This window comes from Escherichia sp. 94.0001, assembly GCF_013369155.2.
GTDB lineage: Bacteria > Pseudomonadota > Gammaproteobacteria > Enterobacterales > Enterobacteriaceae > Escherichia > Escherichia coli_F.
The window spans coordinates 1-14,078 of sequence record NZ_JABWMS020000060.1 but is presented as its reverse complement, the minus strand read 5'-3'; the positions used below and the strand labels follow the sequence as shown (position 1 = coordinate 14,078).

At 48.4% G+C, this 14,078-nt stretch carries 17 protein-coding genes, 1 other RNA gene and 1 pseudogene; 8 read left to right on the top strand and 11 right to left on the bottom strand.

Features of this window, described 5'->3' with window-relative positions; translation table 11 throughout:
* Window positions 1-32 precede the first annotated feature (32 nt).
* The 4 genes from trmD to ffh all read right to left on the bottom strand — a co-directional run bounded on the left by trmD (window position 33) and on the right by ffh (window position 3,144).
* Window positions 33-800, bottom strand: a complete 768-nt coding sequence (trmD, locus tag HEN33_RS19760; RefSeq protein ID WP_000264781.1) for a tRNA (guanosine(37)-N1)-methyltransferase TrmD — start codon at window positions 798-800, stop codon at window positions 33-35.
* 30 nt (window positions 801-830) lie between these two features.
* Window positions 831-1,379, bottom strand: a complete 549-nt coding sequence (gene rimM, locus HEN33_RS19755) for a ribosome maturation factor RimM (RefSeq protein ID WP_000043335.1) — start codon at window positions 1,377-1,379, stop codon at window positions 831-833.
* Between the two features lie 18 nt (window positions 1,380-1,397).
* Complete coding sequence (gene rpsP / locus HEN33_RS19750; protein WP_000256450.1) at window positions 1,398-1,646, bottom strand: 30S ribosomal protein S16; 249 nt, start codon at window positions 1,644-1,646, stop codon at window positions 1,398-1,400.
* A 136-nt stretch (window positions 1,647-1,782) separates the two neighbouring features.
* Window positions 1,783-3,144, bottom strand: a complete 1,362-nt coding sequence (gene ffh / locus HEN33_RS19745) for a signal recognition particle protein (protein WP_000460035.1) — start codon at window positions 3,142-3,144, stop codon at window positions 1,783-1,785.
* Window positions 3,145-3,310: 166 nt separating this feature from the next.
* On the opposite strand from ffh, the gene HEN33_RS19740 reads away from it, so the two are divergent.
* Together HEN33_RS19740 and HEN33_RS19735 are read left to right on the top strand one after the other, a co-directional pair.
* Entirely contained in the window at window positions 3,311-4,102 is a 792-nt protein-coding gene (locus tag HEN33_RS19740) for a cytochrome C assembly family protein (protein WP_113418987.1), read from the top strand.
* A 20-nt stretch (window positions 4,103-4,122) separates the two neighbouring features.
* Window positions 4,123-5,409: an HlyC/CorC family transporter gene (locus tag HEN33_RS19735; protein ID WP_176263229.1), complete on the top strand. Its 1,287-nt coding sequence runs from the start codon at window positions 4,123-4,125 to the stop codon at window positions 5,407-5,409.
* A gap of 54 nt (window positions 5,410-5,463) precedes the next feature.
* Here the strand turns inward: HEN33_RS19735 and grpE are convergent, their stop codons facing one another.
* Entirely contained in the window at window positions 5,464-6,057 is a 594-nt protein-coding gene (gene grpE / locus HEN33_RS19730) for a nucleotide exchange factor GrpE (protein ID WP_001296310.1), read from the bottom strand.
* A 122-nt stretch (window positions 6,058-6,179) separates the two neighbouring features.
* On the opposite strand from grpE, the gene nadK reads away from it, so the two are divergent.
* The 3 genes from nadK (at window position 6,180) to bamE (ending at window position 9,295) form a co-directional block, all read left to right on the top strand.
* Window positions 6,180-7,058, top strand: coding sequence for an NAD(+) kinase (gene nadK, locus HEN33_RS19725; RefSeq protein WP_001059169.1), 879 nt, complete (start codon window positions 6,180-6,182; stop codon window positions 7,056-7,058).
* 85 nt (window positions 7,059-7,143) lie between these two features.
* Window positions 7,144-8,805 carry a DNA repair protein RecN gene (gene recN, locus HEN33_RS19720; RefSeq protein WP_000880948.1) on the top strand — a complete coding sequence of 554 codons (1,662 nt, stop codon included), beginning with the start codon at window positions 7,144-7,146 and terminating at the stop codon, window positions 8,803-8,805.
* A gap of 148 nt (window positions 8,806-8,953) precedes the next feature.
* On the top strand, window positions 8,954-9,295 hold the full coding sequence (bamE, locus tag HEN33_RS19715) for an outer membrane protein assembly factor BamE (protein ID WP_001203437.1): 342 nt from the start codon (window positions 8,954-8,956) through the stop codon (window positions 9,293-9,295).
* A gap of 62 nt (window positions 9,296-9,357) precedes the next feature.
* Here bamE and HEN33_RS19710 read toward each other — a convergent pair whose 3' ends face one another.
* Entirely contained in the window at window positions 9,358-9,648 is a 291-nt protein-coding gene (locus tag HEN33_RS19710) for an RnfH family protein (protein ID WP_001117842.1), read from the bottom strand.
* A complete protein-coding gene (ratA, locus tag HEN33_RS19705; RefSeq protein ID WP_001300750.1) occupies window positions 9,638-10,075 on the bottom strand; it encodes a type II toxin-antitoxin system toxin RatA in 438 nt (145 codons plus the stop codon). Before ratA ends, HEN33_RS19710 begins: the two co-directional genes overlap by 11 nt.
* A gap of 170 nt (window positions 10,076-10,245) precedes the next feature.
* Between ratA and smpB the strand changes: the two genes are divergently transcribed.
* From smpB to HEN33_RS19690, 3 genes are all read left to right on the top strand, one after another.
* On the top strand, window positions 10,246-10,728 hold the full coding sequence (smpB, locus tag HEN33_RS19700; RefSeq protein WP_000162574.1) for an SsrA-binding protein SmpB: 483 nt from the start codon (window positions 10,246-10,248) through the stop codon (window positions 10,726-10,728).
* A 214-nt stretch (window positions 10,729-10,942) separates the two neighbouring features.
* Window positions 10,943-11,305: a transfer-messenger RNA gene (gene ssrA / locus HEN33_RS19695) on the top strand.
* A gap of 271 nt (window positions 11,306-11,576) precedes the next feature.
* Window positions 11,577-11,825 (top strand): DinI-like family protein, encoded by a 249-nt coding sequence (locus HEN33_RS19690; RefSeq protein WP_001217541.1) that lies wholly within the window; start codon window positions 11,577-11,579, stop codon window positions 11,823-11,825.
* A gap of 10 nt (window positions 11,826-11,835) precedes the next feature.
* Here HEN33_RS19690 and HEN33_RS26965 read toward each other — a convergent pair.
* From HEN33_RS26965 to HEN33_RS19675, 4 genes and pseudogenes are all read right to left on the bottom strand, one after another.
* A pseudogene (locus HEN33_RS26965) lies at window positions 11,836-11,955 on the bottom strand (capsid protein); the annotation flags it as partial.
* Window positions 11,956-11,985: 30 nt separating this feature from the next.
* Window positions 11,986-12,627, bottom strand: a complete 642-nt coding sequence (locus HEN33_RS19685; protein WP_001143783.1) for a DUF1076 domain-containing protein — start codon at window positions 12,625-12,627, stop codon at window positions 11,986-11,988.
* Window positions 12,628-12,708: 81 nt separating this feature from the next.
* Complete coding sequence (locus HEN33_RS19680; RefSeq protein ID WP_176263219.1) at window positions 12,709-13,338, bottom strand: DUF1076 domain-containing protein; 630 nt, start codon at window positions 13,336-13,338, stop codon at window positions 12,709-12,711.
* Window positions 13,339-13,410: 72 nt separating this feature from the next.
* On the bottom strand, window positions 13,411-13,983 hold the full coding sequence (locus HEN33_RS19675; protein ID WP_001118000.1) for a DUF1076 domain-containing protein: 573 nt from the start codon (window positions 13,981-13,983) through the stop codon (window positions 13,411-13,413).
* Window positions 13,984-14,078 lie beyond the last annotated feature (95 nt).

The window sequence follows — 14,078 nt, the reverse complement described above, 5'->3', positions numbered from 1 at the left end:
TCTTATCCTGGGTAAACTGATATCTCGGGGGCTTACGCCATCCCATCATGTTTATGTTGCTGTTGTGCGTGTTCCGTTTTGAACTCCGCCAGCAACCTTGCTTGCTCTTCAGTCAGAGCCAGGTTTTCCAGAAGTTCAGGTCTTCTAAGCCAGGTACGGCCCAGCGACTGTTTCAAACGCCAGCGACGTATCTCAGCATGGTTGCCCGACAGTAACACTGACGGAACCTCCATCCCTTCTAACACCTCAGGCCGCGTATAGTGCGGGCAATCCAGCAATCCTTCAGCAAAGGAGTCTTCCGTTGCCGAAGCTTCATGTCCCAGTACTCCCGGAATAAACCGGGAAACAGAGTCAATCAGCGTCATTGCTGGTAACTCACCACCACTGAGAACGTAATCGCCGATTGACCATTCTTCGTCAATTTCGGTTTGGATCACGCGCTCATCTATACCTTCGTAGCGACCGCACACCAGAATCAATTTTTGATTCGTTGCCAGTTCGCTGACGCCTGCTTGATCAAGCTTGCGCCCCTGCGGTGACAGATAAATCACCTTTGCGCCTTCACCCGCCGCGGCTTTTGCTGCATGAATGGCGTCCCGTAAAGGTTGCACCATCATTAACATCCCCGGTCCGCCGCCGTAAGGACGATCGTCCACGGTACGGTGCCGGTCATGCGTGAAGTCACGAGGACTCCAGCTCTGGATGCTCAGCAGGCCATTTTTAACTGCCCGGCCAGTTACCCCGTAATCGGTAATTGCGCGGAACATTTCAGGAAACAGGCTAATTATGCCAATCCACATAGCGCCGTCTTTTACCGTTTATCCGGTGGTTTAAAAACCAGGATCCCAATCTACTTCGATTGAACGAGTAGTGAGATCGACTTTCTTGATAACCTGCCCATCGAGGAACGGTACGAGACGTTCCTTGATACCAAACGCATCTTTCAGGTTTGCCTTAATGACGAGAACGTCATTAGATCCGGTTTCCATCATATCGACGACTTTACCGAGATCGTAGCCTTCAGTGGTTACTACCTGGCAGCCCATCAGGTCTTTCCAGTAGTAGTCACCCTCTTCAAGCTGAGGCAACTGCGATGAATCCACGACAATTTCACAATTCGTCAGCAGGTTCGCCGCATCACGATCGTCAACGCCTTTCAGCTTGATGATCATGTCCTGATTGTGGTGCTTCCAGCTTTCCAGCTGGACTTGCTGCCACTGACCCGCCTTCTGGATAAACCAGGGCTGATAGTCAAAAATGCTTTCGGCGTCTTCGGTGGAAGAAAACACTCTGAGCCACCCACGAATACCGTAAGACGAACCCATTTTTCCCAAAACGATGGGATCAACAGGTGCTTGCGCGGTGAGTTGTTTGCTCATCATGACCACCGTGACAGATTAAGCTGCTTTGTTTACTTCTTTGATCAGCGCAGCAACGCGATCAGAAATAGTTGCGCCCTGGCCAACCCAGTGAGCGATGCGATCCAGATCCAGGCGAGTGCCTTCTTCTTTTTCGCTAGCGATTGGGTTGAAGAAACCAACGCGCTCGATGAAGCGACCGTTGCGTGCATTACGGCTGTCAGCGACAACAACCTGGTAGAACGGACGCTTTTTAGCGCCGTGACGTGCTAAACGAATAGTTACCATAACATCCTCTTGTGTGAATAAAACAACCGGACCCCATCGAGGAACGGAGTCCGGTGTCATATTAAAAGCCCGAAAATTTTACTGATTTCTGGAGAAAATGCAATCAGCAGTTAATAACTCTGTCGCATAAGGTCATTTAGCGACCAGGAAATCCCGGCGGCATCATCCCCTTCATACTTCTCATCATCTTCGCCATCCCGCCCTTCTTCATTTTCTTCATCATGCGCTGCATGTCGTCGAACTGTTTCAGAAGACGGTTAACGTCCTGCACCTGCATACCGCAACCGGCAGCGATACGGCGTTTACGCGAACCTTTGATGATTTCTGGCTTAGCGCGCTCTTTCATCGTCATCGAGTTGATGATGGCTTCCATACGCACCAGCACTTTATCGTCCATCTGCGACTTGACGTTATCCGGGATCTGCCCCATGCCCGGCAGTTTGCCCATCAGGCTAGCCATGCCGCCCATATTTTTCATCTGGCGCAGTTGCTCAAGGAAGTCGTTGAGATCGAAGCCGTCACCTTTTTTCAGCTTGCTGGCTAATTTCTCTGCCTGCGCGCGGTCAACTTTGCTTTCGATATCTTCGATCAGCGACAGTACGTCGCCCATGCCGAGAATACGGGAAGCGATACGGTCCGGATGGAACGGCTCCAGCGCCTCGGTTTTCTCGCCAACGCCGAGGAATTTGATCGGTTTGCCAGTGATGTGACGAATCGAGAGCGCCGCACCGCCACGAGCATCGCCGTCGACTTTAGTCAGTACCACACCGGTCAGCGGTAACGCTTCATTGAATGCTTTTGCCGTATTGGCCGCATCCTGACCAGTCATGGCATCAACCACAAACAGGGTTTCAACCGGATTAATCGATGCATGGACCTGCTTGATCTCGTCCATCATCGCTTCGTCAACGTGCAAACGACCGGCGGTATCCACCAGCAACACGTCGTAGAATTTCAGTTTGGCTTCTTTCAGCGCCGCGTTAACGATATCAACCGGCTTCTGACCAACATCAGAAGGGAAGAAATCAACACCCACCTGCTCTGCCAGCGTCTCCAGCTGTTTGATTGCCGCCGGACGATAAACGTCGGCAGAAACCACCAGCACTTTTTTCTTGTGCTTCTCACGCAGGAACTTACCGAGCTTGCCCACGCTGGTTGTTTTACCGGCACCTTGCAGGCCCGCCATCAGCACGACCGCAGGCGGTTGCGCAGCCAGGTTCAGGGTCTGGTTCTCTTCGCCCATCGCCGCAACCAGTTCGTTACGGACAATTTTGACGAACTCCTGCCCCGGCGTCAGGCTCTTATTAACTTCATGACCAACCGCTTTCTCTTTTACGCGATTGATAAACTCACGCACTACCGGCAGAGCGACGTCCGCCTCCAGCAGCGCCATGCGCACTTCGCGCAGCGTATCTTTTACGTTGTCTTCAGTGAGGCGTCCACGGCCACTGATATTGCGCAGCGTGCGCGACAAACGATCGGTTAAATTATCAAACATTGTCTCTCGCCTGGGGTGGAAACGGTTGGCCGCAATCGCGACACATCATCAGTATTTTGCCGCAGTATAACATGAAGGCGTCTTTGTTGTTATGCAACGGTTGGAGCAGCGTTCACCTGACGCTATACTGCTTCTCTTTCTTATTGCTCAAACTGTCGACATCACTATGCCCGTTTTTGCTCTGCTCGCGCTTGTCGCCTACTCCGTCAGTCTTGCGCTGATTGTTCCCGGTCTGCTGCAAAAAAACGGCGGCTGGCGGCGCATAGCTATTATTTCTGCGGTCATCGCGCTGGTCTGCCACGCAATCGCTCTGGAAGCCCGCATCCTGCCCGACGGTGATAGCGGACAAAACCTCAGCTTACTGAACGTTGGTTCGCTGGTCAGTTTGATGATCTGTACGGTAATGACCATCGTGGCTTCCCGCAATCGTGGCTGGTTACTGCTACCCATTGTCTATGCCTTTGCGCTTATCAACCTGGCGCTGGCAACCTTTATGCCCAATGAATACATCACCCATCTGGAAGCAACGCCTGGGATGCTGGTGCACATTGGCTTATCGCTCTTTTCCTATGCCACGCTGATTATCGCCGCTCTGTATGCATTACAACTGGCGTGGATTGATTACCAACTGAAGAACAAGAAGCTGGCGTTTAACCAGGAAATGCCGCCGTTGATGAGTATCGAGCGTAAAATGTTCCACATCACGCAGATTGGCGTGGTGCTGTTAACGCTCACTCTTTGCACTGGCCTGTTCTACATGCACAACTTATTTAGCATGGAAAATATCGACAAGGCCGTGCTCTCTATCGTGGCGTGGTTTGTCTATATTGTGCTGCTGTGGGGACATTATCATGAAGGATGGCGTGGACGCCGCGTCGTCTGGTTTAACGTTGCGGGTGCAGTCATTCTGACACTGGCCTACTTCGGCAGCCGAATTGTCCAGCAGTTAATCAGCTAAACCCAGAAAAGGAGTTTCCCCTGGAACACATTTCTACTACTACGTTGATCATTATTCTGATCATCATGGTGGTCATTTCAGCCTATTTTTCCGGGTCCGAAACCGGAATGATGACACTCAACCGCTATCGTCTGCGGCATGTGGCGAAACAGGGTAATCGCTCGGCCAAACGTGTCGAAAAATTGCTGCGTAAGCCAGACCGCCTGATAAGCCTGGTGTTAATCGGCAATAACCTGGTCAATATTCTTGCCTCCGCGCTCGGTACTATTGTGGGGATGCGTTTGTACGGGGATGCGGGCGTGGCAATTGCGACTGGTGTACTAACTTTTGTCGTACTGGTTTTTGCTGAAGTATTGCCGAAAACCATTGCCGCGCTGTACCCGGAAAAAGTCGCCTATCCAAGTAGTTTTCTGCTGGCACCGCTGCAAATTTTGATGATGCCGCTGGTCTGGTTGCTAAACGCTATTACCCGCATGTTAATGCGCATGATGGGCATCAAAACCGATATCGTGGTTAGTGGCTCTTTAAGCAAAGAAGAATTACGCACCATTGTGCACGAATCGCGGTCACAAATTTCCCGTCGCAATCAGGATATGCTGTTGTCGGTACTCGATCTGGAAAAAATGACTGTCGATGACATCATGGTGCCACGTAGTGAAATTATCGGTATTGATATCAACGATGACTGGAAATCGATTCTCCGCCAACTCTCCCACTCACCTCACGGACGCATCGTGCTCTACCGTGACTCGCTTGACGACGCCATCAGTATGCTGCGAGTACGTGAAGCCTGGCGACTCATGTCGGAAAAAAAAGAGTTCACCAAAGAAACCATGCTACGCGCCGCGGACGAAATCTATTTTGTCCCGGAAGGTACGCCGCTCAGCACACAGCTGGTGAAGTTTCAGCGCAACAAAAAGAAAGTCGGCCTGGTCGTCAACGAGTATGGAGATATTCAGGGGCTGGTGACGGTCGAAGATATTCTCGAAGAGATTGTTGGTGATTTCACCACGTCGATGTCGCCAACGCTCGCCGAAGAGGTCACGCCGCAAAACGACGGTTCGGTGATTATCGATGGCACTGCCAACGTGCGGGAAATCAACAAAGCCTTTAACTGGCATCTACCGGAAGATGATGCACGAACGGTTAATGGCGTCATTCTTGAGGCACTGGAAGAGATTCCTGTCGCAGGAACTCGCGTGCGTATTGGCGAGTACGATATCGATATTCTCGATGTACAGGACAATATGATTAAGCAGGTAAAAGTTTTTCCTGTGAAACCGCTGCGTGAGAGTGTGGCGGAGTAACGAAAACGGCCCGGCATTCGCATGCTGGGCCGTGATTTATTACGAAAGCAGAAATTAAGCTTTTGCTTTCGCTACAGTAACCATCGCAGCACGAATCGTACGACCATTCAGCGTATAACCCTTTTGCATAATACCCAGTACGTTACCTGGCGCAACGTCATCAGATTCCACCATTGCGATGGCCTGATGCACGTTCGGGTCCAGCGGCACGTTAGTTTCGGCGATCACTTCAACGCCAAACTTACGCACAACATCCAGCATCGACTTCAGCGTCAGCTCAATACCTTCAACCATCGCGGACATATCCGGGTTAGCTTTATCAGCCACTTCCAGCGCACGATCCAGGCTATCAATCACCGGCAGCAATTCGTTGATGAATTTCTCCAGCGCGAATTTATGGGCTTTTTCGATATCCAGTTCAGTGCGGCGACGCAGGTTTTCCATTTCGGCTTTTACGCGCAAAATGCCGTCACGTTCACGGGTCTGGGCTTCAGCCAGCTGAGCTTCGAGATTCGCAATTTTTTCATCGCGCGGATCCACCTGCTCAGCAGAAGCTTCTGGCTCAACTGCCTCAATCTCTTCGTGCTGATCCATGATAATTTCTTCCGGGGCTTGCCCCTCAGGCGTTTTCTGTTCTTTACTACTCATGAATTTCTCCGCGTTTTTTTCGCATTCATCTCGCTAACTTCGCTTATTATGGGGATCAGTTTCAGGGTTTCAAGGGAAGCACTCACATTGTCATCAATCTTCGCAACAAGGACCTCGGAAAAATGAATAATCATTTCAAGTGTATTGGCATTGTGGGACACCCACGGCACCCTACTGCACTGACAACACATGAAATGCTCTACCGCTGGCTGTGCACAAAAGGTTACGAGGTCATCGTCGAGCAACAAATCGCTCACGAACTGCAACTGAAGAATGTGAAAACTGGCACGCTCGCGGAGATTGGGCAACTGGCTGATCTCGCGGTAGTCGTTGGTGGCGACGGTAATATGCTGGGCGCGGCGCGCACGCTCGCCCGTTACGATATTAAAGTTATTGGAATCAACCGTGGTAACCTGGGTTTCCTGACCGACCTTGATCCCGATAACGCTCAGCAACAATTAGCCGATGTGCTGGAAGGTCACTACATCAGCGAGAAACGTTTTTTGCTGGAAGCGCAAGTCTGTCAGCAAGATTGCCAAAAGCGCATCAGCACCGCGATAAATGAAGTGGTACTTCATCCAGGCAAAGTGGCGCATATGATTGAGTTCGAAGTATATATCGACGAGATCTTTGCGTTTTCGCAGCGTTCCGATGGCCTGATTATTTCGACACCTACAGGCTCCACTGCCTATTCTCTCTCGGCAGGCGGTCCAATCCTGACGCCTTCTCTGGATGCGATTACCCTGGTGCCCATGTTCCCGCATACGTTGTCAGCACGACCACTGGTCATAAACAGCAGCAGCACGATCCGTCTGCGTTTTTCACATCGCCGTAACGACCTGGAAATCAGTTGCGACAGCCAGATAGCACTGCCGATTCAGGAAGGAGAAGATGTCCTGATTCGTCGCTGTGATTACCATCTGAATCTGATTCATCCGAAAGATTACAGCTATTTCAATACATTAAGCACCAAGCTCGGCTGGTCAAAAAAATTATTCTAATTTTACGCCAGCCTCTTTACTGTATATAAAACCAGTTTATACTGTACACAATAACAGTAATGGTTTTTCATACAGGAAAACAACTATGTTGGCACAACTGACCATCAGCAACTTTGCTATCGTTCGTGAGCTTGAGATTGATTTTCACAGCGGCATGACCGTAATCACCGGCGAGACTGGCGCGGGTAAATCTATTGCAATAGATGCCCTGGGCCTTTGTCTCGGCGGTCGCGCTGAAGCCGACATGGTGCGTACCGGCGCTGCTCGCGCAGATCTGTGCGCCCGTTTTTCTCTGAAAGATACACCCGCAGCACTGCGCTGGCTGGAAGAAAACCAACTGGAAGATGGCCGTGAATGCCTGCTTCGTCGCGTAATCAGTAGCGATGGTCGCTCTCGTGGTTTTATCAACGGTACAGCTGTTCCACTGTCACAACTGCGCGAACTGGGCCAGTTGCTCATTCAGATCCATGGTCAGCACGCCCATCAATTACTCACCAAACCCGAGCACCAAAAATTCCTGCTTGATGGCTATGCCAATGAAACCTCTCTGCTTCAGGAAATGACCGCACGTTATCAGTTGTGGCATCAAAGCTGCCGCGACCTCGCGCATCATCAACAGTTAAGTCAGGAACGCGCCGCTCGTGCGGAGCTGCTGCAATACCAATTAAAAGAACTGAACGAATTTAATCCGCAGCCCGGAGAGTTTGAGCAAATCGACGAAGAGTACAAACGTCTGGCGAACAGCGGTCAATTGCTGACCACCAGCCAGAATGCATTGGCATTAATGGCCGACGGCGAAGACGCAAACCTGCAAAGCCAGCTTTACACGGCTAAACAACTGGTGAGCGAATTGATTGGCATGGACAGCAAACTGTCCGGCGTACTTGATATGCTGGAAGAGGCTACCATCCAGATTGCTGAAGCCAGCGACGAACTGCGCCACTACTGCGATCGTCTGGATCTTGATCCCAACCGACTGTTTGAACTTGAACAGCGCATCTCAAAACAGATTTCGCTGGCACGTAAACATCACGTCAGCCCTGAGGTATTGCCACAGTATTACCAGTCGCTACTGGAAGAACAGCAGCAACTGGACGATCAGGCCGACTCACAAGAAACGCTCGCGCTGGCGGTAACGAAACATCATCAGCAGGCACTGGAAACGGCGCGCGCGTTACACCAGCAACGCCAGCATTATGCAAATGAGTTGGCACAGCTGATCACCGACAGTATGCATGCACTCTCTATGCCGCATGGGCAGTTTACGATTGATGTTAAATTTGACGAGCATCACCTGGGCGCTGACGGCGCTGATCGTATTGAGTTTCGGGTAACCACCAACCCAGGTCAGCCAATGCAGCCTATTGCCAAAGTCGCATCTGGTGGTGAATTGTCCCGCATCGCATTGGCAATTCAGGTCATCACAGCGCGTAAAATGGAAACCCCGGCACTGATTTTTGATGAAGTGGATGTAGGGATTAGCGGTCCAACAGCGGCAGTTGTCGGCAAACTGCTGCGTCAACTCGGCGAATCAACTCAGGTGATGTGTGTTACCCACCTGCCACAAGTCGCGGGATGTGGTCATCAACACTATTTTGTCAGCAAAGAAACCGATGGTGCGATGACAGAAACGCATATGGAGTCGCTGGACAAAAAAGCGCGGTTACAAGAGCTGGCGCGCCTGCTTGGTGGCAGTGAAGTCACACGTAACACACTGGCGAATGCGAAAGAACTGCTTGCGGCGTAAACTTTTTTCCTGCTTCACGGTCAGAGTAAACAGCAAAACGCCGTAAGACCGGAAAGCAAAAGGTTTTAAAGTGATGAAAGGTCTATTATCATCGGCATATTACAGATGAGCCACGTACTGCTCGGGCCCGAAAAGGAATCAAATCACTATGCGCTGTAAAACGCTGACTGCTGCAGCAGCAGTACTATTGATGTTGACCGCAGGCTGTTCCACTCTGGAGCGAGTGGTTTACCGTCCTGACATCAACCAGGGGAACTATCTGACCGCTAACGACGTGTCCAAAATACGTGTTGGCATGACGCAACAACAAGTTGCGTACGCATTGGGTACACCGCTGATGTCCGATCCATTTGGTACGAATACCTGGTTCTATGTCTTCCGCCAGCAACCAGGTCATGAAGGTGTAACGCAGCAAACGCTGACGCTGACCTTTAACAGTAGCGGGGTGTTGACCAACATTGATAACAAACCTGCGCTGAGTGGTAACTAATAATAAAGTTGCTCTCAAAGACGTTAAAAAAGGTGCTCAATGAGCACCTTTTTTAACGTCTGTTATTTATTCGCTGATTTTTCTGCTCGTTGCCTGCGAAGCTCTTTCGGATCGGCAATGAGAGGACGATAAATCTCCACCCGATCGCCATCATGCACGGTATCGCTCAGTTTTGCCGGACGGCTGTAAATGCCGACTTTGTTTTTAGTTAAATCGATATCGGTACGCAATTCCAGCAAGCCACTGGTGCGAATAGCTTCTTCAACCGTCGCGCCCTCCTGCAGCGTCACGCGCTGCAGGTACTGCTTCTCAGGTAGAGCATAAGCCACCTCAACGGCAATTTTACCTGGCACTGTAAACCTCTTTCGCACGAACCGTAAAAGCCTGGACCATATTAGCCGCCAGCTCTTTAAACACGCGGCCAAAGGCGAGTTCAATCAACTTATTGGTAAACTCAAAGTCGAGATGAAACTCGATACGACACGCCTCCTGGCTCAGCGGCGTAAACTTCCATCCACCGATCAATTTCTTGAACGGCCCATCCACCAGATTCATAAGAATACTTTGGTTACTGGTCAACTGGTTGCGGGTAGTAAACGTTTTGCTGATCCCAGCCTTAGAGACATCTACCGCCGCGGTCATCTGCCCAGGAGTGGACTCCAGAATCCGACTTCCGGTACAACCCGGCAAAAACTGAGGATAAGACTGAACGTCATTCACTAACTGATACATTTGCTCCGCGCTGTAGGGTACCAGTGCGGTCCGGCTAATCTGAGGCATAACAATTTCCATCAACAAAAATCCAACAAATAATATCATTTATCCTGCTGTAAAAAAAACGCTATCCCGGCGCTGGGTAACATCGGGTTCATGCTAAGATAGAGCCTTGTCCCCCGCAGGATTGATATGGGGTGTTTTCGATTTCAGATTACCGATGATTCACGACGCTTATGACGAAGAAAAAAGCACATAAACCTGGTTCAGCGACCATCGCGCTTAACAAGCGCGCCCGTCACGAATACTTTATCGAAGAAGAGTTCGAAGCGGGACTTGCCCTGCAAGGCTGGGAGGTTAAATCCCTGCGCGCAGGAAAAGCCAATATCAGCGACAGCTACGTCCTTCTACGTGATGGAGAAGCATTTCTGTTTGGCGCTAACATCACGCCAATGGCTGTGGCATCCACGCATGTGGTGTGCGATCCTACCCGTACCCGCAAGTTACTTCTCAACCAGCGCGAACTGGACTCATTGTACGGTCGCGTCAATCGAGAAGGCTATACCGTAGTGGCGCTCTCCCTGTACTGGAAAAATGCCTGGTGCAAAGTGAAAATCGGCGTCGCTAAAGGTAAGAAACAGCACGATAAACGTTCAGACATCAAAGAACGCGAATGGCAGGTGGATAAAGCGCGTATCATGAAAAACGCCCACCGTTAAATCTGCACTCCAATTATTGACCAGTTCCTCACCGCGCCACCCTCTCCGGCGGCGCGAATGAACATCTTATTGGCTATCACATCCGACCCAAATGTTGCCATCCCATTGCTTAATCGAATAAAAATCAGGCTACATGGGTGCTAAATCTTTAACGATAACGCCATTGAGGCTGGTCATGGCACTCATGAATCTGGTATACTTACCGTTACACATTGGGGCTGATTCTGGATTCGACGGGATTTGCGAAACCCAAGGTGCATGCCGAGGGGCGGTTGGCCTCGTAAAAAGCCGCAAAAAATAGTCGCAAACGACGAAAACTACGCTTTAGCAGCTTAATAACCTGCTTAGAGCCCTCTCTCCCTAGCCTCCGCTCTTAGGACGGGGATCAAGAGAGGTCAAACCCAAAAGAGATCGCGTGGAAGCCCTGCCTGGGGTTGAAGCGTTAAAACTTAATCAGGCTAGTTTGTTAGTGGCGTGTCCGTCCGCAGCTGGCAAGCGAATGTAAAGACTGACTAAGCATGTAGTACCGAGGATGTAGGAATTTCGGACGCGGGTTCAACTCCCGCCAGCTCCACCACTTTAAGAAGGACTACAACCGGACAGTAGCAATAAATACAGCCACTTACGGACACAAGCCAGACAGTAGTCGGACTGAAAAAAGACAAAAATATACACGTGAAATGCACGTGCACTTCTAAAAAACCCCAGTTATCACCGACTGGGGTTTTTCAATTTGTAACTAAGGGTAACAACCCCCCCCCCGTTTTTTTCATCTCACTCACCTTGATACTGTTTATTTGTACAGTTAAAAATAATACTGTATACAAACACAGTATAGAGGGACTTTTATGCGTATTGAGATCTGCATAGCCAAAGAAAAAATGACTAAAATGCCAAACGGTGCTGTGGATGCGTTAAAGGAAGAATTAACTCGGCGCATCAGTAAGCGTTATGACGATGTAGAAGTGATCGTAAAAGCCACCAGCAATGATGGGCTTTCTGTTACACGCACTGCAGATAAGGATTCTGCAAAAACATTTGTTCAGGAGACTCTGAAAGATACCTGGGAATCTTCTGACGAGTGGTTTGTTCACTAATAAACACGTAAATCGGTAACGGCTGGAAATCATTCAATACTAGCACTATCGAAAGTTCACCAGCCAACCGCAGTACGTTCTTGCATACGAGGTGCCGCGTTTTACATGTCGTACCGAGAATTAATTTCATTTTACGAAAAGTTAACCCGCCATTGCTATCTTAATTTTTTAAAACGAAGTTACCTCTGTCAAGGTCAAAAGCACAATTATCTCTTCCTACAATCATTGAAACTGCGATTGACTCCCTGCTCAAAGGATGAGCCGCCCTTGTTTTAACAAGATGTATTAATGCCATTTTATCATACAACATACAAACATTTGAATTCATTGAATTCCTCATAAATACCCCATCTTCTGGTTCACATAATGTAACAGGGCATGTTCGTAAGCTCTCTGGCACTTGCAATTGTGCATGCTCCACATTAAATGCACATACTTCAATTTTATCTAACAACTCCTCTAACTGGTAGTTAGAAAGCAAATCCATATTTTCGAGCATCTCAATTTCACGCAGTACTGTAACTTCACGGCTTGTCAAACTACCATGATTAAGTGTACGTTCAATATGTTCTATATATTGAAGGCCAATCTGGATATTATCATTCGATAAACCATCCTGGTTAAGACTTCCCATAAAATATCCATTTACCTGCATAGGTCGTATTGACACCATCAACTCACCCAGTCTTATTTGAGCTTCTCCACGAATAGTCTGATTACGTATCTCAGACAGGGTTTCTTGAGGAATGTCAGACAAAAAACTAACCCCAGGTAAAATATAAGGCGTTAAATCTACAGGCATTCCTCTCCCTCCATTTTAATAACTTAATTTTGCTTTAGTAAAAAATAAAAGCACATAAAACTATATTTATATCATTAATTATCACTTACAACAAAAAGCTTCTCTTTTTGTATCAAAGTGACATTCGTCTTTTCTCATAATCATTGATTCTGTTATAGGTTCTCGACTCAGAGGATGAGCTCCACCAGTTTCAACAAGTTGCACTAACGCGTCCTTATCATATAGAGAGCATATCTCAGCACCTTGTGAGTTTCTCATGAACACTCCATTCTCAGGTTTGTCCAGCGTTATCGGGCATGTCAAAAATGACTCCGGGCAAGAAAAGTGATTAGAATCCGTTCCAAATACACAAGAATTTATTTTTTCCATTAATATTTTATTACCTGTTTTATTTTCTCTGTGTTCTGCCATGACACTCTGAAAATAGTTATTAACACTACTTAAAAAATCGACACCTCCATTTAATTGCCTTTCCAGAGCCACAGCCCTTCTCTCCATTCGATGCTCACGCCCCAATAGCCTATCCAGTAAGTCTCCTCTCACCGGTTCAACTGAAAATCCATCCAGTAGTTGGACATAGTGAACAGAATATTGGCCACTACCAATGGATATTCTTATTCCACTTTCAAGTCTGGCTGCATCCTGCAAAGACTGTACTCCTGCAGGAGATAATTGAGATATACTTGGGATACTTAAGGTGGTAACAGGCATAAAAACCTCATTCAGTAATTCATATCAGTTTGCAGGATGTTTCATTAAATAAAATAAAGGGTAATGTTCATTTCAATTACCCTTTATAACGAAGTTTCCTCTGGTATCGTCATAAATGCATTCTTCATGTTTTACAATTATTGATGCCGTTATTGGTTCCCGGGTCAGTGGGTGGGGTAAGTCTTCACCAGTCAAACGAGAAAATGCAGCGGCATCAAATAAAGTACATACATCTGAACCATCTGAATTCTTCACAAAAACACCTTTTTCAGGCTGCTCCAGTGTAATTGGACATTGAAGCGCATCACCAGGACATTGAAGTTTTTCAATATCGACAGTAAAGGCACACTCCGATATTTTTTCCTGCAAAGAGTTTCGCCCTCCCATTCCAGGGAGCGCACTTAATATCCTGTTTCTGAGCACATTAACTCCATCATTAAAAGCAATATTCAATAATTCTGCATAAACCCGTCCCTGCCCTTCACTTTCTGCTAAAAAACGGCCTGTATCTGGCATATAAGAAACTCTAACCCTCTCCCCTCCCAGGAGAAATCCACCAATCTGCCCCTCCATTACCTGCTGACGCAACTCCATCATCTCATTCACGAATGAAGCCGATGACACATATGATATTAATCCAGGCATTACCATATTCCTTCATACGGATAAATATTCCCTCAAGTCTTCATAACAAACATCACCATGGCATGACAACAAAAACCGGAGCCGGCCTCCGGTTT

What these genes read in the sequence shown, in the direction of transcription:
- HEN33_RS19675 (WP_001118000.1), bottom strand. Translation starts at nt 13,983, where the DNA reads ATGCCTGGATTAATATCATATGTGTCATCGGCTTCATTCGTGAATGAG.
- smpB (WP_000162574.1), top strand. Translation starts at nt 10,246, where the DNA reads ATGACGAAGAAAAAAGCACATAAACCTGGTTCAGCGACCATCGCGCTT.
- grpE (WP_001296310.1), bottom strand. Translation starts at nt 6,057, where the DNA reads ATGAGTAGTAAAGAACAGAAAACGCCTGAGGGGCAAGCCCCGGAAGAA.
- trmD (WP_000264781.1), bottom strand. Translation starts at nt 800, where the DNA reads ATGTGGATTGGCATAATTAGCCTGTTTCCTGAAATGTTCCGCGCAATT.
- HEN33_RS19690 (WP_001217541.1), top strand. Translation starts at nt 11,577, where the DNA reads ATGCGTATTGAGATCTGCATAGCCAAAGAAAAAATGACTAAAATGCCA.
- ffh (WP_000460035.1), bottom strand. Translation starts at nt 3,144, where the DNA reads ATGTTTGATAATTTAACCGATCGTTTGTCGCGCACGCTGCGCAATATC.
- ratA (WP_001300750.1), bottom strand. Translation starts at nt 10,075, where the DNA reads ATGCCTCAGATTAGCCGGACCGCACTGGTACCCTACAGCGCGGAGCAA.
- rpsP (WP_000256450.1), bottom strand. Translation starts at nt 1,646, where the DNA reads ATGGTAACTATTCGTTTAGCACGTCACGGCGCTAAAAAGCGTCCGTTC.
- nadK (WP_001059169.1), top strand. Translation starts at nt 6,180, where the DNA reads ATGAATAATCATTTCAAGTGTATTGGCATTGTGGGACACCCACGGCAC.
- HEN33_RS19685 (WP_001143783.1), bottom strand. Translation starts at nt 12,627, where the DNA reads ATGCCTGTAGATTTAACGCCTTATATTTTACCTGGGGTTAGTTTTTTG.
- HEN33_RS19740 (WP_113418987.1), top strand. Translation starts at nt 3,311, where the DNA reads ATGCCCGTTTTTGCTCTGCTCGCGCTTGTCGCCTACTCCGTCAGTCTT.
- HEN33_RS19680 (WP_176263219.1), bottom strand. Translation starts at nt 13,338, where the DNA reads ATGCCTGTTACCACCTTAAGTATCCCAAGTATATCTCAATTATCTCCT.
- bamE (WP_001203437.1), top strand. Translation starts at nt 8,954, where the DNA reads ATGCGCTGTAAAACGCTGACTGCTGCAGCAGCAGTACTATTGATGTTG.
- recN (WP_000880948.1), top strand. Translation starts at nt 7,144, where the DNA reads ATGTTGGCACAACTGACCATCAGCAACTTTGCTATCGTTCGTGAGCTT.
- rimM (WP_000043335.1), bottom strand. Translation starts at nt 1,379, where the DNA reads ATGAGCAAACAACTCACCGCGCAAGCACCTGTTGATCCCATCGTTTTG.